This window comes from Streptomyces sp. NPDC048142 (assembly GCF_043202835.1).
Classification (GTDB): Bacteria; Actinomycetota; Actinomycetes; order Streptomycetales; family Streptomycetaceae; genus Streptomyces.
The window spans coordinates 68,490-93,882 of record NZ_JBIDBC010000007.1 but is presented as its reverse complement, the minus strand read 5'-3'; the positions used below and the strand labels follow the sequence as shown (position 1 = coordinate 93,882).

General features: G+C 71.2%; 14 protein-coding genes. 9 read left to right on the top strand and 5 right to left on the bottom strand.

Annotation, left to right across the window (positions count from 1 at the left end):
* Positions 1–42 precede the first annotated feature (42 nt).
* Entirely contained in the window at positions 43–3,936 is a 3,894-nt protein-coding gene (scy, locus tag ACGF2Y_RS11920; protein ID WP_392945477.1) for a polarized growth protein Scy, read from the bottom strand.
* A gap of 243 nt (positions 3,937–4,179) precedes the next feature.
* Positions 4,180–4,608 (bottom strand): methylmalonyl-CoA epimerase, encoded by a 429-nt coding sequence (gene mce / locus ACGF2Y_RS11915; protein ID WP_392945475.1) that lies wholly within the window; start codon positions 4,606–4,608, stop codon positions 4,180–4,182.
* A 134-nt stretch (positions 4,609–4,742) separates the two neighbouring features.
* Here mce and ACGF2Y_RS11910 point away from each other — a divergent pair, with 134 nt between their 5' ends.
* From ACGF2Y_RS11910 to ACGF2Y_RS11885, 6 genes are all read left to right on the top strand, one after another.
* Positions 4,743–5,948 (top strand): acetyl-CoA C-acetyltransferase, encoded by a 1,206-nt coding sequence (locus ACGF2Y_RS11910; protein ID WP_392945473.1) that lies wholly within the window; start codon positions 4,743–4,745, stop codon positions 5,946–5,948.
* 37 nt (positions 5,949–5,985) lie between these two features.
* On the top strand, positions 5,986–6,954 hold the full coding sequence (gene meaB, locus ACGF2Y_RS11905) for a methylmalonyl Co-A mutase-associated GTPase MeaB (protein WP_392945471.1): 969 nt from the start codon (positions 5,986–5,988) through the stop codon (positions 6,952–6,954).
* Positions 6,955–7,628: 674 nt separating this feature from the next.
* Positions 7,629–11,273, top strand: coding sequence for a LamG domain-containing protein (locus tag ACGF2Y_RS11900; protein ID WP_392945469.1), 3,645 nt, complete (start codon positions 7,629–7,631; stop codon positions 11,271–11,273).
* 294 nt (positions 11,274–11,567) lie between these two features.
* Positions 11,568–18,041 (top strand): RHS repeat-associated core domain-containing protein, encoded by a 6,474-nt coding sequence (locus ACGF2Y_RS11895; protein ID WP_392945467.1) that lies wholly within the window; start codon positions 11,568–11,570, stop codon positions 18,039–18,041.
* The gene (locus ACGF2Y_RS11890; protein WP_392945465.1) at positions 18,041–18,583 is read left to right on the top strand and encodes a hypothetical protein; all 543 of its coding nucleotides are present in this window, start codon (positions 18,041–18,043) and stop codon (positions 18,581–18,583) included. The genes ACGF2Y_RS11895 and ACGF2Y_RS11890 overlap by 1 nt, the downstream gene beginning before the upstream one ends.
* A gap of 165 nt (positions 18,584–18,748) precedes the next feature.
* Complete coding sequence (locus tag ACGF2Y_RS11885) at positions 18,749–19,411, top strand: hypothetical protein (RefSeq protein WP_392945463.1); 663 nt, start codon at positions 18,749–18,751, stop codon at positions 19,409–19,411.
* A gap of 209 nt (positions 19,412–19,620) precedes the next feature.
* Here ACGF2Y_RS11885 and ACGF2Y_RS11880 read toward each other — a convergent pair whose 3' ends face one another.
* Entirely contained in the window at positions 19,621–20,274 is a 654-nt protein-coding gene (locus ACGF2Y_RS11880; RefSeq protein ID WP_392945461.1) for a PepSY domain-containing protein, read from the bottom strand.
* A gap of 130 nt (positions 20,275–20,404) precedes the next feature.
* On the opposite strand from ACGF2Y_RS11880, the gene ACGF2Y_RS11875 reads away from it, so the two are divergent.
* Complete coding sequence (locus ACGF2Y_RS11875) at positions 20,405–21,067, top strand: response regulator transcription factor (protein WP_392945459.1); 663 nt, start codon at positions 20,405–20,407, stop codon at positions 21,065–21,067.
* Positions 21,064–22,509: an ATP-binding protein gene (locus tag ACGF2Y_RS11870; RefSeq protein ID WP_392945457.1), complete on the top strand. Its 1,446-nt coding sequence runs from the start codon at positions 21,064–21,066 to the stop codon at positions 22,507–22,509. The genes ACGF2Y_RS11875 and ACGF2Y_RS11870 overlap by 4 nt, the downstream gene beginning before the upstream one ends.
* 15 nt (positions 22,510–22,524) lie before the next feature.
* Here ACGF2Y_RS11870 and ACGF2Y_RS11865 read toward each other — a convergent pair whose 3' ends face one another.
* Positions 22,525–23,001, bottom strand: coding sequence for a MarR family winged helix-turn-helix transcriptional regulator (locus tag ACGF2Y_RS11865; protein WP_392945455.1), 477 nt, complete (start codon positions 22,999–23,001; stop codon positions 22,525–22,527).
* Between the two features lie 149 nt (positions 23,002–23,150).
* Positions 23,151–23,915 carry an AIM24 family protein gene (locus tag ACGF2Y_RS11860; protein WP_392945453.1) on the bottom strand — a complete coding sequence of 255 codons (765 nt, stop codon included), beginning with the start codon at positions 23,913–23,915 and terminating at the stop codon, positions 23,151–23,153.
* Between the two features lie 267 nt (positions 23,916–24,182).
* Here ACGF2Y_RS11860 and ACGF2Y_RS11855 point away from each other — a divergent pair, with 267 nt between their 5' ends.
* Entirely contained in the window at positions 24,183–25,388 is a 1,206-nt protein-coding gene (locus ACGF2Y_RS11855; protein WP_392945451.1) for an RNA-guided endonuclease InsQ/TnpB family protein, read from the top strand.
* Positions 25,389–25,393 lie beyond the last annotated feature (5 nt).

Sequence of the window (25,393 nt, the reverse complement as noted above, 5' to 3'; positions counted from 1 at the left end):
GGGTTGAATGTCCATGGCGAAGCACGGACCACCGCGGACCGGCTACCGCTCGGACGACTTGCCCCCCGACCGGGTGCCCGCCGCCGCCGGAGCCTTCACGCCTCCCGCGGAACCGCCGGCCGGCTTCCCGCCCCCGGTCGGAGCCTCGAAAGACTCCAACGCTTCGAGCACGTCCTGGACACGGGAGATCTCCGCATTGATGTCCTCGCGCCTGCGCACCAGGACGTCCAGCTCGCGTTTGCCCTCCTCGACCGTCTGCTTCGCCTCGGCCTCGGCGTCGGCACGCAGCTTCTCCGCCTCGCGGATCAGCCCGGCCTTCTTGGCCTCGGCCTCCTTCAGCAGCGACTCGGCCCGCTTCACCGCGGCGATCCGGACCTTGCTCGCCTCCGAATTGGCCTGGGCCATCAGCTCCTTGGCCTTCGCCTCGGCCTCGTCGCGCTGCTCGGTCGCCGCCTTCATCAGGTGGTCGACGCGCTCGCCGGCGGTCTTCATCTGCTCGGACGTCTCCCGGCGGGCCCGCTCGTGCAGCTCCTCGATCTCGCTCTCCAGCCGGGCCCGCAGCTCCTCGGCCCGCTCCCGGATCTGGGTCGCGTCGCGCCGGGCGCCGACCAGCAGCTCGTCGGCGTCGGCACGGGCGCGCTCCACCAGGGTGTTGCCCTCGACGGTCGCCTCCGAGGTGATGCGCACGGACTCCTTGCGGGCCGCGCCGACCATCGTGTCGGACTGCCCCTCGGCCTCGGTGGCCGTACGCAGCGCCTCTTCCCGCGCCTTGTTGATGAGCTGGTCCGCCTGCTCGGCCGCGTCCGCCCGGCGCTTGGCCGCCGCCTCGCGCGCCTCGTCCAGCATCCGGTCCGCCTCCTGGCGGGCCTCCGAGCGCAGCTCCTCGGCCGCCGACTCCGCGTCCGCGCGCAGCCGCTCGGCCTCCTCCCGGGTGCGGGCCGCGTGCTCCTGCGCGGAACCGAGCCGCTCGGCCGCCTCCGCGCGCAGCCGCTCCGACTCGGCGGTCGCCTCGGCCAGCATCCGGTCGGCCCGCTCGGTGGATTCGGCCCGCCGGCGGTTGGCCTCCGTGGTGGCCTCGACGACGAGCTGCTCCGAGGCCTGCGCCGCCTCGTTCCGGATGCGCTCGCTCTCGGTGGTCGACTCGCCGATCAGCAGGTCCGACTGGGCCGCCGCCTCCGAACGGATCCGGTTGGCGTCCTGCCGGGCCTCGGCACGGGCCTTCGACGCGTCCTGCTCCGCCGACGCCAGGGCGTCGGACGCCTCGGTGCGCATCCGCTGGCTGTACTCCGAGGTGTCCGCGCGCAGCCGCTCCGACTCGCTGATCGCGTCGGAGACCGTCCGCTCGGCCAGTGCCTTGGCGGCCTCGGTCTCCTCGTGGGCCTCCCGCCGGACCCGGTCCGCCTCCTCGTTCGCCTCCCGGCGCAGCCGGACCGCGTCCTCGCCGGCCCGTTCCCGCTCCGCGTGCGCGTCGGCGCGGACCCGGTCCGCCTCCTCCTGCGCCTCGGTACGGGTGCGCTCCGCGACATGCTCCGCCGTCGAACGCAGCCCGGAGATCTCCTCCTCGGCCTGCTCCTGCAGACCCGCGACGGAGTCCCGTACCTGCTGGGCGGTCTGCTCGGCCGCCGAGACCAGCTCGGTCGCCCGTGCGTCCGCCTCCTCGACGAGCCGGTGCGCCTCGGCCTGGGCCTCCTCGACCCGCTTGCGGGCGGAGGCGAGCAGCTCCTCGCTCTGCTCGCGGGCCCGCTCGCGCTCCTGCTCCGCCTCGGTCCTGGCCGCACCGAGGGTCTCCTCGGCCTCCCGGCGGCGGCGCGTGGCCTCCTCCTGGGCGGCGTCCAGCGCCTCGGCGGCCTCGGCGGCGACCCGCTCGGCGGCGGCCGCGGCCTCCGCGCGCACCCGGTCGGCGCTCTCCTGCGCCTCGGACTTGAGCCGCTCCGCCTCGGCGGCGGCCTCGCTCCGCAGCCGTGCGGCGGCGCTCTCGCCCTCGGCACGGGACTCGGCGGCGTCGGCGGCGGCCTCCTCGCGCAGCCGCTCGGCCTCCGCCCCGGCCTGCTCGGTCAGCGTACGTACGCGTTCGGCGGCCTCGTTCCGCAGCCGCTCCGACTCCTCGCTCGTCTCGCGGCGGATCCGCTCGGCCTCGGTACGGGCCTCGCCGAGCGCCTCCTCGGCGGCGGCGAGCCGGGTCTCGGCCTCGGCGTGCAGCCGGGCCAGCTCGTCGGCGGCCTCGGCCTGCCGGGCGGCGACAGCGCGCTCGGTCTCCTCGCGCAGCTCGGCCGCGGCCCCCTCGGCCGCCTCCGTGACGGCCGCCGCCTGCTCCTCGGCCTCGGCCCGCAGCTTGTCGGCCTCCGCCCGGGTGCGCTCCAGCGTCTCCTCGGCCTGCTTGCGCAGCGTCGCGGCCCGCTCGGCGGCCTCGGTGCGGATGCGCTCGCTCTCGCCGTTCGCCTTGGTGCGCAGCTCGTCCGCGTCGGAGCGGGCCTTGGTCAGCAGCTCCTCGGCGGTGCGGGCGCCCTCCTCCAGCTGCTGGACCGCCTCGCGGCGGGCCTCGCCCCGGATCCGCTCGCCCTCGGCGACCGCCTCGGAACGCAGCTGCTCGGCCTCGCCGCGCAGCCGGCGGGCCTCCTCCTGGAGCTCGACCGTCTTGGCCCGGTACTCCTTGGTGTCGTCCTTGGCCGCGCCCTTGAGCTCGTCGGCCTGCTCGGCGGCCTCGCCGCGCAGCCGGTCCGCCTCGGCCTCCGCCTCGCGGCGGATCCGCTCGGCCTCCTCGCTCGCCGCCTTCGTCGTCGACCGGGCGTCGTCGGAGGCCTTGGTGAGCACCTCCTCGGCGGTGCGGGCCGCCTTCGCCAGCTGGGCGGCGGCGTCCTCGGCGGCGACCGTACGGGCCTTCTCGCCCGCCTCGGCGACCAGCCGCTCCGCCTCGGCGCGCGCGTCGACGAGGGCCTGCTCGGCCTCTTCCTTGAGCACCTCGGTGTTCTTGGTGGCCTCACCGACCAGCCGGGCGATCTCCGACTTGGCGGTACGGGTGCGCTGTTCGTTCTGCGACTCGGCGGCGGCCAGCTGCCTGGCAGCGGCCTCCTTCGCCTCGGAGAGGAGCTTCTCCGCCTCCAGGCGGGACTCGCGCAGCCGGGTCTCGGCCTCCGAGAGGCGCTGCTCGGCGGTGCGGTTCAGCTCGGCGGTCCGCCGGCGGGCCTGGTCGGTCTCCGCGGTGGTGCTGGAGCGCAGTTGCTCCGCGTGACTGGTGGCCTCCTGCGCCTGGGCGGAGGCGGCCCCGACGAGGCGCTCGGCGTCCTTGCGGGCGCGCAGCAGGATCGCTTCGGCTTCGGCCCTGGCGGACTCGGTCTCCGAGCCGGCGCGCCGACGGGTCTCCTCGGCCAGCCGGGCGGCCTCGTCGCGGGCGGCGGCCAGCGCCTGTTCGGCCTCGGCGCGGGACTCCTCCAGCAGCCGGCGGGCCTGCGACTCGGTGCGGGCGCGCAGCTGTTCGGCCCAGGCGACGTTCTCGTTGACGTGCGACTCGACGGTCTGGCGGCGTTCCGCCAGCTCCTGGTCGAGCCGCTGCCTGCGCTGGACGGCCTCGGTGTGCAACTCGGCCTGCAGGCGCGCCTGGTGCTCGGCGTGTTCCTGCAGGATCCGCTGGGTCTGGGCGCGGGCCTCGCGCAGCTCGCGCTCGGCGTCGCCGCGCATCTGCTCGGCCTGGGCCTGCGCGTTCCGCAGCGCCTGCTCGGCCTGGTAGCCGAGGTCCGCGCTGTCGTAGGCGGGACGGGCCGCGAGATTGCGCCGGGCCTCGTGCAGCTTGGCACGCAAGACCTCGACCTGGTAGCCGAGGTCCTCGGCGTGCTGGACGGCCTTCTCCCGGTCGGTCTTCAGCCGGTCCATCTCGGCTTCGAACCGCGAGAGATGGTCGTCTTCAGCTCGGTGGCTCTCCTGGCGTTCGTAGCCCCGCACTGCGCGGTCCCATCCTTCCCCGAGCTCTCAACTTCTTCCCCAAGCTCTCAACTTCTTTCGAGCAGGGGATGCCCCACTGAGCAGGGGAGACCCCAACCCTGGTCGAAAACCCTCCGCACGAGCACTGCTCGCGGGCGAGTTGTCTCCCGGGGAATGGTGACAGACAAACGACGAGGACACGGCACGGCCCCGACCCGGCCCCGGCCCGGAACCGCCCACTCTACCGGGCCGGGTATGCGGGGGTCAGTGCTCCGCCCCGCTGGTGACCAGTTCGGTGAGGACGCCGTGGCAGTCCTTGGGGTGCAGGAAGGTGATCCGGGACCCCATGGACCCGGTCCTGGGCTCGTCGTACAGCACCCGGACGCCCTTCTCGCGGATGTCCGCGGCGTCCCCGTCCACATCCTCCGTACCGAAGGCGATGTGGTGCACGCCCTCCCCGTTCTTCGCCAGCCACTTGCCCACGGCCGAGTCCTCCCGGGTCGGCTCCAGCAGCTGGAGGTAGGAAGCCCCGCCGTCCGAGGTCCCGTTGATCTTGAGCATCGCCTCCCGGACGCCCTGCTCCTCGTTGATCTCGGAGTGGTACACCTCGAACCCGTACGTGGCACGGTAGAACTCCACCGTCCTGTCCAGGTCGAAACAGGCGATCCCGATGTGGTCGATTCGCGTCAGCATGGATCCAGTGCAGCGCTCCCGCCATGGTTACGCAACGTGCGCGCCGTCACACCGGTTGCCGGATGACGGGCGCGGTGCCGCTCAGTACATTCAGGTAAACCCTCGTTCACATCCGATCCCAAGGGGCCGTGCCCATGCCAGCAACGACCGGTACCACCACCTCAGTGATCGTCGCGGGCGCCCGGACGCCCATGGGCCGTCTGCTCGGCTCCCTGAAGAGCTTCTCCGCCGCCGACCTCGGCGGCTTCGCGATCAAGGCCGCCCTGGACCGGGCCGGTATCGGCGGTGACCAGGTCCAGTACGTGATCATGGGCCAGGTGCTCACCGCCGGCGCGGGCCAGATTCCCGCCCGGCAGGCCGCGGTCAAGGCCGGCATCCCGATGAACGTCCCCGCGCTCACCGTCAACAAGGTGTGCCTGTCCGGGCTCGACGCCATCGCGCTGGCCGACCAGCTCATCCGCGCCGGGGAGTTCGACGTGGTGGTCGCGGGCGGCCAGGAGTCCATGACCAACGCCCCGCACCTGCTGCCGAAGTCCCGCGAGGGCTACAAGTACGGCGCGATCGAGATGCTGGACTCGATGGCGTACGACGGTCTCACCGACGCCTACGAGAACATCCCGATGGGCGAGTCCACCGAGAAGCACAACGGCCGGCTGGGTCTGGACCGCGCCGCGCAGGACGAGATCGGCGCCCTGTCCCACCAGCGGGCCGCCGCCGCCCAGAAGAACGGACTCTTCGAGGCCGAGATCACCCCGGTCGAGATCCCGCAGCGCAAGGGCGACCCGGTCCTCTTCGCCAAGGACGAGGGCATCCGCGCCGAGACGACCGTGGAGACCCTCGGCAAGCTGCGCCCCGCCTTCGCCAAGGACGGCACGATCACCGCCGGCACCTCCTCGCAGATCTCCGACGGCGCCGCCGCGGTCGTCGTGATGAGCAAGGCCAGGGCCGAGGAGCTGGGCCTCGACTGGATCGCCGAGATCGGCGCCCACGGAAACGTCGCGGGCCCCGACAACTCCCTCCAGTCGCAGCCCTCGGGCGCCATCCGGCACGCCCTGAAGAAGGACGGCCTGGCCGTCGAGGACCTCGACCTGATCGAGATCAACGAGGCGTTCGCCGCCGTCGCCGTCCAGTCCATGAAGGACCTGGGCGTCACCTCGGACAAGGTCAACGTCAACGGCGGCGCCATCGCGCTCGGTCACCCCATCGGGATGTCCGGCGCCCGGGTCGTCCTGCACCTGGCCCTGGAGCTGAAGCGGCGCGGCGGCGGCACCGGCGCGGCCGCGCTGTGCGGCGGCGGCGGTCAGGGCGACGCGTTGATCATCCGCGTCCCGGGCAAGTAGTACCCGTAACGGTCACGAGGGCAAGGGATACGGAGCGGTGAACGTGGACGTGGACGTACCCACGCTGGTCGAGCAGGCGCGAGCAGGCAGGCCGCGTGCGGTGGCCCGGCTGATCTCGCTGGTGGAGGGGGCGTCCCCGCAGCTGCGCGAGGTGATGGCCGCGCTGGCGCCGCTGGCCGGCCACGCCTACGTCGTCGGGCTCACGGGCTCGCCCGGCGTCGGCAAGTCCACCTCCACCTCGGCCCTGGTCACCGCCTACCGCCGGGCGGGCAAGCGGGTCGGCGTCCTCGCCGTCGACCCGTCCTCGCCGTTCTCCGGCGGGGCGCTGCTGGGCGACCGGATCCGGATGGCGGACCACGTCTCCGACCCGGGCGTCTACATCCGCTCGATGGCGACCCGGGGCCACCTCGGCGGCCTCGCCTGGTCCGCCCCGCAGGCCATCCGGGTGCTGGACGCGGCGGGCTGCGACGTGGTCCTCGTCGAGACGGTCGGCGTCGGCCAGTCCGAGGTGGAGATCGCCTCCCAGGCCGACACCTCCGTAGTGCTGCTCGCCCCGGGCATGGGCGACGGAATCCAGGCGGCCAAGGCCGGAATCCTGGAGATCGGCGACGTCTACGTGGTCAACAAGGCGGACCGGGACGGCGCGGACGCCACCGCCCGCGAGCTGAACCACATGCTGAGCCTGGGGGAGTCCCGGGGCCCCGGCGCCTGGCGCCCCCCGATCGTGAAGACGGTCGCCGCCCGGGGCCAGGGCACGGACGAGGTCGTCGAGGCCCTGGAGAAGCACCGGGCCTGGATGGAGGAGCACGGCGTCCTGGCCGAGCGCCGTACCGCCCGCGCCGCCCACGAGGTCGAGACGATCGCCGTCACGACCCTGCGCGAGAGGATCGCCGACCTGCGCGGCGACCGCCGTCTGCACGCCCTGGCGGAGCGCATCGTGGCGGGGAGCCTGGACCCGTACGCGGCGGCGGACGAGCTGGTGGCGGGGCTGACGGAGGGCTCCTGAGCACCCGGGCACGCGCAGGAGGCCTCCGGGGCGGCGAGGGCGCCGCTCCGGAGGCCTTTGTCGTACGGGCCGCCAGGCGCGCGAGTTTCCCCGGGACACGTCGGCTCCGGTCGCCGGAAAGCCGCCGCGGAAAGCTGGTTCGCCATCCGCTCGGGTACGTCACCTGGCCGGCGAGTGCGTTCACGGGCAGGCCGCGTCACTCTACGCCGGGCCCGCGGACATCTTGGCGCCGCCCCCTTTTTTTCAAGATCACCCAAACCCCCTGGCCGAGGCGTGACGGAACTCCCTTCCTTCGAAGCGGAAGTAACCTTTCCATCACGACCGGAGCCCCGCCGCCGTTCGTCTGCCCCCGGAATGCTGAGCCCCTCGGCGCCCTCGCCAACCGCGTGACGGCGCATCAATTCCGTTGCAAGCGTGAAATGTTTGCTTCGTTATTCCTCCGGCTTACATCCGTTCGCCCTGCTGGAGCGCCTGGGCTTTATGGCCTGATTTTCTGCGACTTCTCATGGCGTGCCACCTCCCTTCCCTGTCACTTGCCTCGACGGTGATCAAGCGGCTTTGCTTCTGCTTCCGTTTTGGGTGAGCGATACATGTGGAGAGTTCTTGTGACCAGGGGGTGGCCTCGCCGTCGGCGGGGCGATAGATCCGGCACCGCCAGACGCGCGATCGCCGGGATGGTGGCCGCGGCTCTCATCGGAGGACTTCCCGCACTGGCGGGGGCTCCGGCCGCGGCGGCGGACGAAGCCGTCCTCTCGGAGGGGCACAAGGCTCTCGCGGAGGCCGAACAGACCGGACAGCGCGTGGAGGTGGTCGGTGAGCGTACGGAACGCGCGACGACCTACGCCAACCCGGACGGCTTCTCCTTCACGCTCGAGGAGTCCTCCGTACCCGTGCGCGTGTCCAGGACGGGCGGCGGATGGCAGGAGCCCGACGCCACGCTGGTCCGACAGGCGGACAACTCGGTGGCTCCGAAGGCCGCCGCCGTGGACATCGGCTTCTCGGGTGGTGGTGACGGCGCAGATCTGGTGACGATCTCCAAGCAGGGCCGCTCCCTCCGGTTCGGCTGGCCGGGGAAGCTGCCCGAGCCCGAGCTGGACGGTGCGAGCGCGCTCTACGAGAACGTGCTGCCGGACGTGGATCTCAAGATGACCGCCACCGTGGAAGGGTTCCGCCAGGTCCTGGTGGTCAGGACTCCCGAGGCTGCGAGCGATCCGCGGCTCCGTGAGATCGAATACGGTCTCAAGGCCGACGGCCTGAGCGTCCACAGCATGCCGGGCGCCACCCTGTCCGCGAAGGACGAGTCGGGGCGCACGGTGTTCCGCGCCCCCGCCGCGCAGATGTGGAACTCCGCGGGGCGTGCCGACGCCTCCTCCGGCCCCGCACTCCTCAGGTCGGGCCCGGCCGAGGGGCCGACCGGTCCCTCGGCCTCCGGCGCGGAGGGCGGGCACTCGGGCGAGGGGCACGTCGACCGTTCGCAGCAGCCCGGCGAGGGCGACCTCGTCACGGTCATGGAGACGAGCGTCGACCGGGAATCGGTGTCGGTCGTCCCCGACCTGGAGCTGATCCGCGAGACCACGTCCGAGCAGTACCCCATCTACATCGACCCGACGGTGACGTGGGGTGAGTCCGAGCGGACCCTTCTGCGCTCGGACGGCTACGAGTCGTACGGCTGGGGCAACGGCTCCGACGGCCGCGGCAGTGGCGTGGGCAAGTGCGGCACCTGGAGTGGCTACTACTGCGGCCCCGGCTATGTCCAGAGGCTGTACTTCGAGTTCTCGCCCGCCAGCCTCAAGGGCAAGCAGGTCCTGGACGCCACGTTCCGTGCCACGGAGACCTGGTCGTTCACCTGTGACAAGCGCTGGGTCGATCTGGTCCGCACGAACAACATCTCCGCGTCCACGACCTGGTCCTCGCGGCCCAAGGAGCTGGACTGGATGGGCGACCGGCACGTCTCGGCGGGCCGGGGGACCGCGTGCAGTCCCTCGCAGCCGGCGGCGGCCATCGAGTTCAACGACAACCCCAAGGAGACCAACGAGAATCTCACCCCGACGGTCAAGGACTTCGCCGCGGGCAAGTTCTCCCGGCTCACCCTGGAGCTGCGGGCGCACGACGAGTCCGACACGTCCGCCTGGAAGCGCTTCAAGAACGACGCTGTGCTCGCCGTCAAGTACGTCGGCCTGCCGGCCAAGCCGAGCAGCATCGGTGCGGTCGCCGGCAGTGGTCAGGTGTGCTCCACCAGCGAGTCCGCTCCCTCGGTCGTCTCCGACCCGACCCCGGCGCTGACCGCGACCCCGCAGACCATGGCGGGGGGTGAGTCCGGTGCCAAGCTGCGGATCTTCTTCGACATCGACCACAAGAACGGTGACGGCACCTGGTCGGACACCCCGGCGGGCAACGGTGATCTGCGGCCGACCAGTGGCTTCGTCGGCGACAACGTCAAGCAGACGCTGTCGTGGTCGACGCTGAGCGAGGGCAAGCTCTACCGCTACCGCGCCTGGACTCGCTCGTACTACGACAACGGGGCGGACTACCTGCCCGGTCCGTCGAACGCCTCCACCACCGGCTGGTGCTACTTCAAGGTCGACCCGACCGCGCCCAAGGCCCCGGAGATCGGGTTCGCCGCGCCCTACACCGAGTGCACGACCAACGCCTGCGAGGGCGGGGGCGGGCCGGGAGTGAAGGGATCCTTCGTCTTCTCCGCGGCGGACGGCGACACCTCGAACGTCGCTTACCGGTACCGGATGACGCAGTCCGCCGGCTGGAGGGCACTGAACGGTTCCACCGCGACCGCCACGATCACCCCGGACCGCGCCGGCACCCACCGGCTCTATGTGCAGGCCAAGGACGGCCTGGGCCGCTGGGGCGCGGAGAACGTGGTGGACTTCCTGGTCGCCGCGGGCGCCGGGCCCCTCGCGCGGTGGCACTTCGACGAGTCCTCAGGAACAGCGCTGGACGCCACGGGATCCGGCCATGACGCGTCCCTGGGCGGCGCCGCCACGCGCGACGACCGCGGACGGCGCGGGCTGATCACACACGACGCCAACGGCATGCAGTTGCCCGAGCCGGTTACGGACAAGGGCCTCGCGCTCGACGGCAGCGGCGGGTACGCGGCCACCCCCGGCCAGGTCCTGGAGACCCGGTCCTCCTACACCGTCTCCGCCTGGGTCCGCATGGATCAGGCCGGCCGCAACCGCACCTTCGTCAGCCAGAACGGCACCCACCGCAGCCTGTTCTACCTCGGCTACGAGCAGAACGGCGGTGCGTGGACCTTCCGGGCCGTCGACAACGACGCCCCCAAGGACAGCAGCTGGTCCTACAGCCGGGTGAAGTCCTCCGCACCGGCCACCCTGGGCGTGTGGACCCATCTGACCGGAGTGTACGACGCGACGGCCAAGACCGTGGCCCTCTACGTCAACGGCCGACCGCAGGGCACCGCCCCCTACACCACGGCCTGGGCCGCCGCCGGCCCGCTCCAGATCGGCCGCGTCCTCTGGTCCGACGTCTACACCGACCCTGCTCTCGGCTCCATCGACGAAGTGGCCGTCTGGCAGCGGGCACTGAGCTCCGGCGAGATCGCCGACGAGTCGAAGCTGCTCACCTCCGACGGTTTCGCGGGCACCGAGCTGGTGGCCGACTGGTCGGCCCCCCAGGGCAACGGCACCACCGTCCCGGACAGCACCTCCGGCTACGGGCGCACCCTGACCCTCTCGGGCGGCGCTTCCGTCTCCGGCGGTCAGCTCGTGTTCGACGGCACGGACGACGCGGGCACCGCCCCCGGTCCGCTGGTCGACGACACGGGTTCGTTCACTGTCACCACCCTGGCCGAACTCGACAGCGCAGCGCTGACGGCCCGGAGCATCGGGTACACGGGCCAGGTACTGGGCCAGCGCACCGACGACGGCTCCTCCTGGGGCCTGTGGTTCAAGCTGACCGGCAAGGAGACGGTCCTCGACGAGGAGACCTTCGAGGAGCGCACGATCCCCGTCGGAACGTGGCACTTCGGGCGACTCAACCGTGACGGCACCCTCACGTCGGCGACGTCGAGCGCCCCGGCCGCGCTCGACAGCGCCGTCCGGCTGACCGGCGTGTTCGACGCCTCCGACGGCGGGGAACCGAAGGTCGCTCTCTACCTCGGCCACAACCGCCAGGGCGACTCCCTCCCGTTCACCCCGGTCAGCGGCTCCGGTGACTTCGCCGTCGGCACGGCGTTCGACGGCGGTACCTGGCAGCACCACCTGCCCGCGCGCCTCACGGACCTGCGTGTGTGGGCCGGTGCCATGGCCTCGTCGACGCAGATCACCGAGTTCATCGGCGACTGACGTCCTCCCCGGGGGGCCGAGAGCGTCGGCCCCCCCCGAGGAGGACGTACCCCCAGGAGCGCCCCGGCGGTACGACCCCGCGGCGGGCTCGGTCCGGCTGCGCCCTCGTGTCCGGACTCACCACGGCCGAGGGCCCCTTCCCCGCCCGGTCCGGCTCCGCCCGCCGCCGATCCCACCTGTCACCCCCGCTCAGGGGGCCGGACGAAGAAGGCAACCATGGAATTCCGCACTCCCGCCCCGCCGAGCCCACCGGGCAGAACGGCGCGGTACAGAACCCTGTTCCGGGCTCGCCCTGTGGCGACCGTCCTGGCGCTGGCCCTCGCCGTACCCGCCGGGCTCGCCCCCGTCGCCGCGGCGGCGGAGGCCCTCGGGCGGCCCGACGTACAGGATCAGCGGCCGAGCAAGGTGAAGGAGGTGTCCGGGCCCGGGGCGAAGCGGGACCGGCTGCGCGCGGCCGAGGAGAAGAAGGCGGACGCCGCACTCGCCCGCGAGGCGACGGCCGAGCGCCGGGCCGCGGCCTGGCCGTCCGGCGGCGAGGCCGACCTCGACCTCACGGCAGGCAAGGCGGCCACCGCGAAGCCCGGCGGACTGCCCGTCACCCTCTCCGTGGCCAAGGCCCGGCCGGCGGCCGAGGCACCCGCCGGCACCGGCACAGCGAAGGCTGGTGCCGCAGCAGAGGCCGACGGCACCGCGGAGGCCGGCGGCACCGCCGAAGTGGCGGTGCTCGACCAGGGCGCGTCCCGACGTGCCGGGATCACCGGTGTCCTGCTGACCGCCGCCGCCGAGCAGCCCGGCCGGGCCGAGCTGCGTATCGACTACAGCACCCTGGCCGGCGCCGTGGGCGGCGGGTGGGGCGGACGGCTGCGGCTCGTCCGGCTCCCCGACTGCGCTCTGACCACGCCCGAGAAGGCGAAGTGCCGTCAGCAGACCCCCGTGGAATCGGCCAACGACCTCTCCACGCACACGCTGAGCGCGACCGTCTCGCTCGACCGTGCCGACGCGGGCGGCGGCGTGTCCACCCAGAGTGTCGCGAACGCATCCGTCTTCGCTCTCACCGCCTCCGGCGGCTCGGGCCCCTCCAGCTCCGGGACCGGCGACTACTCCGCCACCCCGCTGGCGGCCTCGTCCTCCTGGGAGGCCGGCAAGAGCTCGGGGTCGTTCTCCTGGTCCCATGACTTCCCGCTGCCTTCGGCGGCCGCCGGACCGGCCCCGTCGCTGTCCCTCTCGTACGACTCGGGCAGCATCGACGGACGCACCGCCACCAGCAACAACCAGGGCAGCGCGACCGGTGAGGGCTTCAGCATCACCGAGTCGTACATCGAGCGGGCCTACGGCAGCTGCGACAGGGACGGGCACAGCGGTGTGCACGATCTGTGCTGGAAGTACGAGAACGCCAGCCTGGTGCTGAACGGCAAGTCCTCCAAGCTCGTGAAGGACACCACCACGGGCAGGTGGCGGCTGTCCGACGACGACGCCTCCACGGTGGTCCGCTCCACCGGCGCCGACAACGGGGACGACAACGGCGAGCACTGGACCGTCACCACCGGCGACGGCACGAAGTACGTCTTCGGCCTGAACAAGCTGGCGGGCGCGGGCAGTCAGCGCACCCACTCCACCTGGACCGTGCCGGTCTTCGGCGACGACTCCGGTGAACCCGGCTACTCCAAGGGCTCCACGTTCGCCGACCGTTGGCTGACCCAGGCATGGCGCTGGAATCTCGACTACGTCGAGGACCCCTACGGCAACGCCGCCAGCTACTGGTACACCGCGGAGACCAACCACTACCCCCGCAACAAGGCGGCCACGGCCAACGCGTCCTACACGCGAGGCGGTTACCTGAAGGAGATCCAGTACGGCCTCCGCGCCGACGCCCTGTTCACCGACAAGGCCGACGCCAAGGTCACCCTCGCGCACGCCGAGCGCTGCACCGTCGCCGACTGCACCTCGCTGACCAAGGAGACCGCCCACAACTGGCCGGACGTCCCCTTCGACGCGCTCTGCGCCAAGGACGCCACCAGCTGCTACACGACCTCGCCGTCCTTCTTCTCCCGCAAGCGGCTGACCGGCGTCAACACCTTCACCTGGAACGCCTCCACCACCGCCTACGACCCGGTCGACTCGTGGAAGCTCACCCAGCGGTACCTCGACGGCGGCGACATCGGCGACTCCTCCGACCACGTCCTCACCCTGAAGTCGCTCCAGCGCACCGCCAAGGCCGGCACCGCCGTCTCCGTGACCCCGGTCGGTTTCACGTATCAGCTGCTGCCCAACCGGGTGGACGGCACGGACGACATCCTGCCGCTGACCCGGCCCCGGATCTCCACCGTCACCTCGGAGACCGGCGCCATCACCACGGTCACGCTGTCCGCACCCGAGTGCGTCCGCAGCGAGATCCTCGGCGCCGCCGAGGACACCAACACCCGCAACTGCTACCCGCAGTACTGGAACATCAACGGAGCGCAGGAAGCCTCCGTCGACTGGTTCCACAAGTACCGCGTCCTCGCCGTGACCACCTCCGACCCGGCCGGCCACAACGAGACGGTCGAGAACTCCTACGCCTACGCGGGCGCCGCCTGGCACCACAGCGAGTCACCCTTCACCCCGAAGGCCGAGCGCACCTGGTCCGACTGGCGCGGCTACCGCCAGGTCACCGTCCACAGCGGCGCGAAGGGCACCACCCAGCCGCAGCACAAGACGGTCTCGCTGTACATGCAGGGCATGGACGGCGACAAGAAGAAGGACGGCACCACCAAGTCGGTGAAGCTCGCGCCGCTGACGCAGCCCTCGGTCGGCCTCGCCACCCTCACCGACAGCGACCAGTACTCCGGACAACTGCGCCAGAAGGTCGTCCACAACGGCAGTCAGCCCATCTCGGTCACCGCGAACCAGCCGTGGTCCAAGGAGACCGCGCGCCAGAGCGGCGTACCGGGCTCGGCCGACCACGTCGCCCGGTACGTCCGCACGCGGCAGACCACCACCTACACGCATCTGACCGCCTCGGACTCCTGGCGCCGCCGTGCCGTCCAGACCACCTTCGACGGCTACGGCATGCCGGTCACCGTCTACGACTCCGGCCTGTACGGCACCGCCGGGGACGAGACCTGCACCCGCACCTGGTACGCCCGCAACACCGCCGCCGGACTGACCGACCTGGTCTCCCGCAGCCGCACCGTCGGCACGAAGTGCACCGTCGCCGACGCCGACCTCGACCTGCCCGCCGACACCGGCAGCCGCGGCGACGTCCTCTCCGACACCGCCACCGTCTACGACGACCCGACCGCCACCGCCTGGACCGCGAACCAGACCCCCACCAAGGGCCTCGCCACCTGGACCGGCCGCACCAAGGGCTACACCAGTGCCGGCGCGCCGAGTTGGCAGACGCTCGCCACCGAGACGTACGATGTCCTGGGCCGCACCCTGTCGACCACCGACGCCGCAGGCCACACCTCGTCGACGGCCTACACCCCCGCCACCGCGGGCCCCCTGACCCGGACCGTCAAGACCGACGCCAAGGGCTTCCGCACGGTCGAGTTCCTCGACCCGCGGCGCGCCGTCCCCGTCCGCTCCTACGACGCGAACCTCAAGAAGACCGAGCGCACCTACGACGCCCTCGGCCGGCTGACCGCCGTCTGGGGCCCCAACCGCTCCAAGGGCGCAGGCCAGGCGGCCACCGCCACCTTCACCTACCGGATGCAGGCGAATGCCCCGTCGTGGGTGTCGTCCTCGTCCCTCAAGGCCGACGGCACCAGCTACAACACCAGCTACGCGCTGTACGACGCACTCCTGCGTCCCCTGCAGACCCAGGCGCCGTCCCCGCAGGGCGGCCGGCTGCTGACCGACACCCGCTACGACTCGCGCGGCCACGCCTACGAGACGTACACCGGCATCTTCGACCCCACCACCTCGCCGAACGGGACGTACACCCGCGCCGAGTACGGCGAGGCACCGACGCAGACGGAGACCGTCTTCGACGGCGCCGGCCGCACCGTCGCCAGCACGCTCCACGTCTACGGCGTCAAGAAATGGACCACCACGACGAGCTACACCGGTGACTCCACCGCCACCAGCGCCGTCCAGGGCGGCACGGCCATCCGTACCATCACCGACGCCCGCGGACGGATGGTCGAATCCCGCGAGTACGCCTCCACCAGCCCCGCCGACCCTCAGTACGGCGGCACGCTCGGCAACGGCTACGCCTCGGTGAAGTACACCTACGCCCTCGATGACAAGAAGAGGTCCATCACCGGCCCCGACGGCGCCAATTGGACCTACGGCTACGACCTGTTCGGCCGCCAGACCACCACCGGAGACCCGGACAAGGGCACCTCGACGACCGAGTACGACGCCCTCGACCAGCCCGTCAAGACCACGGACGCCCGTGGCACGGCCGTCCTGACCGCCTATGACGAGCTGGGCCGCGAGACCGGCACTTGGCAGGAATCGAAGACGGACGCCAACCAGCTGACCGCCCGCACCTACGACGGCGTTTTCAAGGGCCTGCCCGACAGCACGACCCGCTACGTCGGCGGCAAGACCGGCGAGGCGTACACCAAGTCCGTCACGGCCTACGACAGCCTGTCCCGGCCGACCGGGACCCGGCTCACGCTGCCGTCGAACGACCCGCTCGTCGCCGCGGGCGCGCCCGCGACCGTCGACTTCTCCAGCTACTACAACATCGACGGCACTCTGCAGAACAGCTCCGAACCGGCGCTCGGCGGACTGCCCTCCGAGATCGTCGACTACGGCTACGACGGCCTCGGCAACGTCACCTCGGTCACCGGCACCACCGGCTACCTGCGGGCCGCCGACTACTCGGCCCTGGGTCAGGTGCAGCAGCTCACGCTCGGCACCGGCGGCTCGGGAGCCAAGAACGTCTACATCACCAACACCTACGAACAGGGCACCGGACGGCTCACCCGCAGCCACGTCACGGACCAGACACACCCGTACATGCTGCAGGACCTCACGTACGGCTTCGACGACGCCGGCAACATCACCTCCATCGCCGACCCGACCACGCTCGGCGGCAGCACGGCCGCCGAGACCCAGTGCTTCGCCTACGACGGCCACCGCCGCCTCACCGAGGCCTGGACCCCGTCCTCGCAGAAGTGCTCGGACGCCCGCGCCGCCACCGCCCTCGGCGGCCCAGCACCCTACTGGACCAGCTGGGCGTACAACGACGCGGGACAGCGCACCCGCCAGACCCAGCACACCGCCGCGGGAGTCACCGCCACCGACTACTGCTACACCGGCGACCAGCCCCACACCCTCACCGGCACCAGCAGCAGCGGCTGCGCGCTGTTCACCCCCGGCTACGCGTACGACGCCACCGGCAACACCACCAAGCGCCCCGGTACGACCGGCAGCCAGGATCTCGACTGGTCTCCCGAGGGCAAGCTCAGCAAGATCACCGAGAGCGGGAAGGACACCGACTACCTCTACGACGCCGACGGCACCCTGCTGATCCGCGCCATCGAGGGCGGCGAGCGGGTCCTCCACCTCGGGGCCACCGAACTGCACCTCAAGGCCGACGGCACCACCTGGGCCAAGCGCACCTACGGCGCGGCCGGCCAGACCATCGCCGTCCGCACCAACCAGTCGGGTACACAGAAGCTGTTCTACCTCGCCGGCGACCACCACGGCACCCAGTCCCTGGCGATCACCTCCGACACCCAAGCTCCGGTCAAGCGCCGCAGCACCCCGTTCGGCGCCCACCGCGGCGCCACCACGGGCGGCGGCTGGCCCACGGACAGCGGCTTCCTCGGCAACACGGCCGACAAGCGCACAGGTCTGACACACATCGGGGCACGCGAGTACGACCCGTCGACCGGCCAGTTCATCAGCGTCGACCCGCTCCTCGCCCTCGACCAGCCCCAGTCGCTGAACGGCTACAGCTACGCCAACAATTCCCCGGTCACCTTCTCCGACCCGGACGGCCTCCGCCCGCTCGGCCCCACCGGCGAGGGCATCGACCGTGACAACCAGTGGGCCAAGGACCGCGGCATGGACGCCGGGTACACCTACGACAACGGCAAGTGGAACTGGAAGCAGACACCCAGGAAGGACCCCGTCTCCCAGAAGAAGTACGCGGCCTACCAGGCCAGCCCCACCACCTACCTGATCAGCGACGGCGCCGCCCAGCAGCGGGCCGCGCAACAGCAGGCGGCCCGCCAGGAGGCCCTCGCCGAGGCCAAGGCCAAGGCTCAGGCCAAGGCGGAGCGGGAGCAGCGAAAGAAGGACGGCGTCATCGGGAGCCTTCTGAAGGGCAACTTCAGCAACGCCTGGGACAACACGACGGACAACGTCGGCAACGCCTGGGGCAGCATCAGGGACTCCGGGTTCGGCCAGTGGGTCGGTGACCACTGGCGCGGCCTTGCCCAGATCGGCGCCTTCGCGGTATGCGTCGCCGCCTCAGCTGGACTGTGCTTCGCCGCCGGCGTGGCACTCTGGGCAGCGGACAACTACGCCGACTACAGGAACGGAAACTTCTCCGGCACGAAGGCGCTGAAGGGCGCAGCCTGGACACTGGCAGGCGGCGCCCTCGGTAGAGGAATCGCCGGTAGCTGGGGCGCCTGGCGCTCGGCAAGCGCCTTCAGTCGCGGCCCGGCCGGCGCGGCACCCGCGCTCTGGCGGGGCAGCGTACGCCCGCAGGGCGCTCAAGGGGCGGTGAGCTGGGCTGTCTCCGGCCGGGACATGGCCGTTAACGCCGGCATCACGTGGTCAACCTGTGGTGCAGGCTCACTGAGCGCCGCTGGAAGGGGATGCTGATGGACACCGCATGGCGCATCAAGAGACGTCGAGGCGCCCGTGAGGTTCTCCGGCGCAAGAGCGGCCCCATCGTCGGAGGAATTCTCGTCGTGGGCCTGCTGGCCTTCGGCATTGAGGGAATGACCACGGCAGTCCAAGCTCGAGGCTGGGAAGAAGCACCCCTGGGAGCCGGGATCATTCTGCCCGGCGTTCGCCTCATCTGGCGGTCCGTAGTCCGCCCGAAGGTAGAGATCCATTCGGACGGATTCCAGGTGTTCGGATTCTTCACCCGGATCTGGGTACCGGCCGGATCCGTCAAATCCATCTCCACCGAGCCCGGACTGCACATTCACACTGTGCACGGCGACGAGATCTTCGTTTCTGCGTTCTCGGGCTCCATGCTTGACCGAGGGCGTATTCCCCAGGCGGCTGCCCGGCTGCGACAAGCCCTGCCGAAGCGCCGGTTCCGCAAGGACCACGCACCCCATGCGGTGAGGGCCCCCGACTGGGCGCCCATGGATGTACTCCTCCTGTTCATCCTGGCAGTCGTCCTGAACGGATAACCACCTGAAGATCTCACGCAAGAGATCGGAATCTGAGGAGCGGGTTACCGCTCCTCAGATTCCGATCCCCACTAAGAGGTCATCTCATGTGGCATGGGCATCGCGACCTGCGCCCCCCGTCGATCACCGGCCCGAGCTACTGCTGAGAGGAGGCGGAGCGAATTCATGACGGACGACACCGTGGTCGCGACCTATCGGGAGATGGCCGAGGCCGCCGCGAGTCAGGCCGCCTACCGCAAGGTCGAACAACCGACGCTCCGCCCGGAGGCGGATGTCCGGCGGGTCGCGTGGTGGCGCGTGCGGGGGCTGCAGCGGGCCGCGCACGCACCCATCCTGCTGATGATCCTTGGCACGGACGGCCTGGCGGTCTACGCGGCCGAGTTGGTGCCGGACGACAACCGGCCGTTCTGGTTCGGGCTCGTGCCCCTGATCTCGCTGGGCGTCCTGGCGTTCGTGCTCACCGGAGTCCGACGTGCCTGGCGCATGGCCGGGGTCGCGCGCCGGGAGCCGGGGCAGACCGTGCGGTACCTGTTGCTGCACAGCTATGTTTCGGAAGCCCCCTGGCTGGTGCTCTTCCCGCTCACCGGGGGAGACGAGGCCGAGCCCATCGGAACACTGCCTCTGCAGTACGGGCCGATTCGGCATCGGTTCCGGGACCTTCCGGCTCCGGTCGGCGAGGCCGTGCTGTGCGGGGACGCGACATACCGTTCCGTGACCGTGCCGTGGATCGACGGGCAGGTGGTGTGGCCGTCTGCCGGGTACGGCGAGATCTACCTGGGCAGCGACCACGACATGCGCTTCGTCACGGAGCTCATCCGCCACGAGTAGCAGGGACCGGCCGAGCCCCGCCCCTTCGCCTTGCCGGGCGGAGGGGCGGGGTCGGTTCTGGGGGAGTCCGTCGGTACCGACCGGGCCCGCGAGGGGGTGAGCGGGTCCTCTGCCTCAGCGCTGCGGAGCCGCACCGCGGCTCGTGGAGACGCCTCCCGTCTCCCCACCCCGAGGAAAGGGCAGTGCCGCTCCCGACTGCCGGGCGACCGTCAGTCGTCGTCGCCGTCCCGGTCATCGCGGTCGTCACCGTCGTCGTCGCGGTCCACGGTGACCTTGCCGGTCTTCGCGTCCACACGCAGCTCGTGCTGCTTGCCGTCCTTGCCCGTGATGTCGACGTCCCAGCGCAGGACGCTGCCCCGGCGGTTGTCGTCGTCGTCCAGGTCGATCGACGTGACGCTGCCCGGCGTGCTCTTCAGGGCCGCGGCCGCCGCCTGGTTCAGGGTGACCGTGGAGGAGCGGGGCGCGTACCGGTCGCGGTCGTCGTTGTCGTCGTCGCGGGTCTTCAGGACCTTGCCGTTGCCGGCGTCGACCGTCACGTCGTGCCACTGCTGGTCGGACCCGCGGACGTCCAGCTCCCAGACCGCCCGGCCGTCGTGGTCGTCGTCCAGCTCGGCCTCGGTGACCGTGCCCGGGACGCTCTTCAGGGCGGCGGCGACAGCTCGGTCGAGGGAGATCCGAGTGGTCTTCGCGGCGGCCGGGACCCGGCCGTCGGGGGCGTCGTCTGCGAGGCTCACGGCGCTCGCGCTCTTGGCGGGCGTACGGTCGCGGTCGCCGTCGCTTTCCGCGAAGGCGACGGTGGCGGCGGTGGTGCCGCCGATGAGAACGGCCGCGGTGATCGCCGCGATGGTGACGTTGCGCTTCATGAGGTTCCTCCCCGAGAGAGTGCTGAGGGCTGCTGTGCTGTTCGACGTGGTCCACACTGCCGGGACGTTGCTGAACGCAGCCTGAAGCCACATGAAGGCGCCTTCAGGTCGAGTTTGCGAGGCTGTGCGCATGCGCCTGTTGATCGTGGAGGACGAGAAGCGACTCGCGGTGTCCCTGGCCAGGGGACTGACCGCCGAGGGTTTCGCCGTGGATGTCGTGCGCGACGGGCTGGAAGGGCTGCACCGGGCGAGCGAGGGCGCCTACGACCTGGTGATCCTCGACATCATGCTGCCCGGCATGAACGGCTACCGCGTCTGCTCGAACCTGCGCGCCGCCGGACACGAGGTGCCGATCCTCATGCTGACCGCCAAGGACGGCGAGTACGACGAGGCCGAGGGGCTGGACACCGGCGCCGACGACTATCTGACCAAGCCCTTCAGCTACGTCGTCCTCGTTGCCCGGGTCCGCGCCCTGCTGCGCCGCCGGGGAGCCGGCACCGCCGCGCCCGTCCTGACCGTCGGGCCCCTGCGCATCGACACCGCCGCCCGCCGGGTGATCCGCGGCGAGGGCGAGATCGCGCTCACCGCCAAGGAGTTCGCGGTGCTGGAGCAACTGGCCCTGCGCGCGGGCCAGGTGGTCAGCAAGGCGGAGATCCTGGAGCACGTCTGGGACTTCGCCTACGACGGCGACCCCAACATCGTCGAGGTCTACATCTCCACCCTGCGCCGCAAGCTCGGCGCCACCGCCATCCGTACCGTGCGCGGCGCGGGCTACCGGCTGGAGGCGAGTTGAGGTCCGTACGGGCCAGGGCCGCCCTCGGGGCCATGCTGGTCGTCGCCGTCGCCCTGGTCGCGGCCGGCCTGGCCGTGCTCCTGGTCCTGCGGGCCAATCTGATCGACCAGGCGGACCTCCAGGCCGAGGTGGCGGCCCGTGGGGCGGCCGGACAGCTCGCCACGGGCACTCCGTACGACGACGTGGAGCTGGACGACGAGGAGGACCACCCGGTCCAGGTGACCGACGAGGAGGGCCAGGTCGTCATCGTGTCCAAGGACCTGCGGGCCCTCACCGGCACCGGCACGTCCGGTGTCACCCCGGTGCCCTCGGCCTCGGCGGGGGCCTCCCTTCCGCCCGGCGAGGACGACGACGAGGACGCCGACGACGACGACGGAAGCCGGCCGGGCCGGGGCGAGGTCTCCTCCGACGACCCGGACTTCTCCGACGGCACCGCCACCGTCGACCGCACCACCGCCGACTACCGCTTCGCCGCCGTCGAGGCGACCACCCCCGACGGCGTCACCCTCACCGTGTATGCGGGCGCACCGCTCGCCGCCGAGCAGGAGGCGGTGAACACGGTGAGCGGGGCCATGCTCACCGGCCTGCCGGTGCTCCTGGTGGTCGTCGCCGGGGTGACCTGGCTGGTGACCCGGCGTGCGCTGCGGCCGGTCGAGGGCATCCGCCGAGAGATGGCGGCGATCACCGCGTCGGAGGACCTGGCCCGCCGGGTGCCGGAGCCCGATTCGCGGGACGAGATCGCCCGGCTGGCCCGGACGACGAACGAGACGCTCACCGTTCTGGAGGCGTCCGTGGAGCGGCAGCGGCGGTTCGTCGCGGATGCCTCGCACGAGCTGCGCTCCCCGATCGCCTCGCTGCGCACCCAGCTGGAGGTGGCCGAGGCCCACCCGGAGCTGCTGGACCTCCCGGGCGCGGTCGCCGACACCGTACGGCTGCAGGTGCTGGCGGCGGACCTGCTGCTGCTGGCCCGGCTGGACGCGGGGGAGAAGCCCGGGAGCGCCACGGTGGAGCTGGGAGCGCTGGTCCGGGAGGAGGTGTCGCAGCGCACCGGGGACCGGATCGCGGTGGCTGTTCAGGTGCCGGAGGGCGGTGCGTTCGAGGTGAACGGGTCGCGCGGGCAGCTGTCCCGGGTGATCGGCAACCTGCTGGACAACGCCCAGCGGCACGCCGAGGGGAGCGTCGCGGTGTCGGTGGCGGCCGACGGGCGCGGCGTGCGGGTGGGGGTCCGGGACGACGGGGCCGGCGTTCCCAGGGACGAGCGGGAGCGGATCTTCGAACGGTTCGTCCGGCTCGACGACGCCCGCAGCCGGGACGACGGCGGCGCCGGCCTCGGTCTGGCCATCGCCCGGGATGTCGCCTCGCGCCACGGCGGGACGCTGACGGTGCACCGGGCGGCCGAGGGCGGTGCGGCCTTCCGGCTGTGGCTGCCCCGCTCGGCCTGATCCGGACGACGGCCCCTACAGCTTGCCGCGCTTGCCGCGCAGGTGTTCCACGATCGGTGTCAGTGCCGCGTGCAGGTCGGTGAGCGCTTCGGGGGACAGCAGGTCCATGAAGTGCTGCCGCACCGAGGCGACGTGGTGCGGGGCGACCTTCCGCATGGTCTCCGCGCCGTGCTCGGTGAGGACCGCGAACAGTCCGCGCCGGTCCGATTCGCAGTGGGTGCGACGGACCAGTCCGGCGGTCTCCATACGGGTGATCTGGTGCGAGAGCCGGCTCTTGGACTGGAGGGTGGCGGCGGCGAGGTCGCTCATCCGCATCCGCTGGTCGTCCGACTCGGAGAGGTTGACCAGGATCTCGTAGTCGTTCATCGTCAGGCCGAACGGCTGGAGGTCCTTCTCCAGTTGGTGCGTCAGCAGCCTGCTGACGTCCAGGTGGGTGCGCCAGGCGGACTGCTCCGTGTCGCTCAGCCAGCGGGTGGCCGTCTCGGTCTCCATATATGGATTCTACCTAAGAAGTTGAAAGCCGGACGAAATGGGGGAGTGTGACGACCGGTACTCCCGGCTCGCCGGAGTGCCGACAGGCCCGTCGGCAAGTACCGACGGCTGGGCGCAGACGTTCGACATCACACTCCGCAGCCTACCGCTCACCACCCGAAGCGGCGCTGGAGGTCCCCCAGTTGGCCGGGCATGCGCGGGGCGGATCCGGGCCGGCCGCCGCCGCCCGGAACGCCCGGCTCGTCCGGCACCATGCCCGCCGCCTGCTGCGCCATCAGCGCCTCGCTCGACTGGAGCAGCACCGTGCCCGCCCCGACGAACTCGAACTGGTGCTCCTCGCCCGACGTTCCGCCGATTCCCGTGAGTGACCGGATACCGCCCATCACGCCCGTCATATAGCCGTGGTCGTAGTGGTGGCACGGGGAGGGGCAGTCGGCCCAGCCCACCAGCGCCTGCGGATCCACCCGCAGCGGCGGCTCCATGAACACCACGGGGCCGTTCGACGCGGCCACGAACTTGCCCGTGCCGATCAGCGTCACGAACCCCGGCACGATCGACTGCTTCAGCGCCATCGTCGGCTGGTACGCCAGCAGGTTCCCGGACCGGATGGTGAGGTTCCCGTCCTCCAGGTCGAAGGAGTTCACATCGAAGGCCCGGTCCGCCAGCAGCATCTTCCCGCTGCCCTCGGCCACCACCCAGTCGCTCGCGTGCAGCGGCGAATGGAAGCCGGCGCGCACCAGCCGCTCGAACCGGCCGTGCCCGATGCCGTCGAACTGGATCTGCCCGTAGTAGGCGATCATCTTGCCCTTCTGCAGGAACCACTGGCTCCCCTTGAGCTCCACGCAGAAGGTGTAGGAGTTGACGTTGTCGTCCGACGGCAGCGTCATGGGGTCGAAGGCCACGGGTGTGCTCACCTGCCTTTCATGAGGTCCCGGCGTTCACGCCTGGGGAGCGGTCTGGTCGCGTGGTGATGCGGTCAGCCCCTGCAGCCGGTTCAGGGTGCGGAGCGTTTGTGTCGCTGTCGGCATCACCGAGGCAATGCGAACGCGTGTTCCTGTCTTCACTGGTCGGGGTAGTGCTTGCGGGATTGGGGTGCCTTTGTGCTGCTGTCGCACATATGGTCCTTCGGGAGGTCCGGGGCAGCGCAGTATTCCGGTCTGGCCGTGGGGGAGGAGGTGGCGATGGTTGTCGAGGTCGGGCATGCCCGCTTCACGTACCGGCTGCGTGTGTCGTCCACTGCCCGCGCCGCTCTCGCGACGGAGTGGGACCGGTGCCGGTGGCTGTGGAACGAGTGCGTCGCCAAGTCCACGGCAGTACATCTGCGGAACAAGTCCACCGGCGAGAAGGTCACGTGCGGTCCAGCGCAACTCGACAGGATGCTGACCGAAGCCCGTGCCCGCATGCCGTGGCTGCGTGAGGGCTCGTCGGTTGCCCAGCAGCAGGTCATCCGTGACTTCGGTCGCTCCCGTGCCAAGGCCCACAAGGACATCGCGGAGCGTCTGCCTGTGGCGCGTCGGGCCGGGATGCCGGGATGGAAGACGAAACGCGAGGCACTTCCTTCCCTCAACTACACCAAGCGTGGGTTCCGGTTGAAGGACGGCCGGCTGCACCTGGCGGGCGGCATACCTGTGACGGTCGTGTGGTCGCGGGAGCTGCCGCATGAGCCGTCTTCGGTGCGCGTGTACCAGGACAGTGTTGGGCATTGGTACTGCTCGTTCGTCATTCCCGCTCAGGTCGAGCTCCTGCCGGAGACCGGCCGCGTCCTTGGTGTCGACTGGGGTGTGAGAGAGGCCGCGACCACGACGTCCGACGCGCACGACCTGCCGCACGCCGAGCACGGCGGGAGGGCCCGGGCGAAGGTGGTCCGGTACGACCGGATGATGGCTCGCCGCAGGCCGAAGAAGGGCCGCCCCGGATCCAAGGGCTACCGCGAAGCGAAGAAATTGCGCGCGAAGGCGCACAAGAAGGTCGCGCGGCAGCGTGAGGACACCGGCCGTAAATGGGCCAAGAAGGTCGTCCGCAACCACGACGCCATCGCTGTCGAGGACTTCCGCCCGAAGTTCCTTGCCAAGACGACCATGGCCCGGAAGGCCGCTGACGCCGCCATCGGCACCACCAAGGCCGCTCTGATGGAGATGGGCCGTAAGCATGGGCGGGACATCCGCCTCGTACATCCCGCGTACACCACGATGGACTGCGGCCGCTGCGATGCGAGAGCCAAGCACGCACTGCTGCTGGGTGAACGCACCTACACCTGCACCGCATGCGGCAACGTGTCCCCACGGGACAAGAACTCCGCACGCGTCATGCTTGTCCGGGCTGGTCTCCACCCGGCTGGTGCCGATGGCAGAAGACCTCCTGGAGCGCTGCTCCAGGAGGCAGCCTGAGCCAG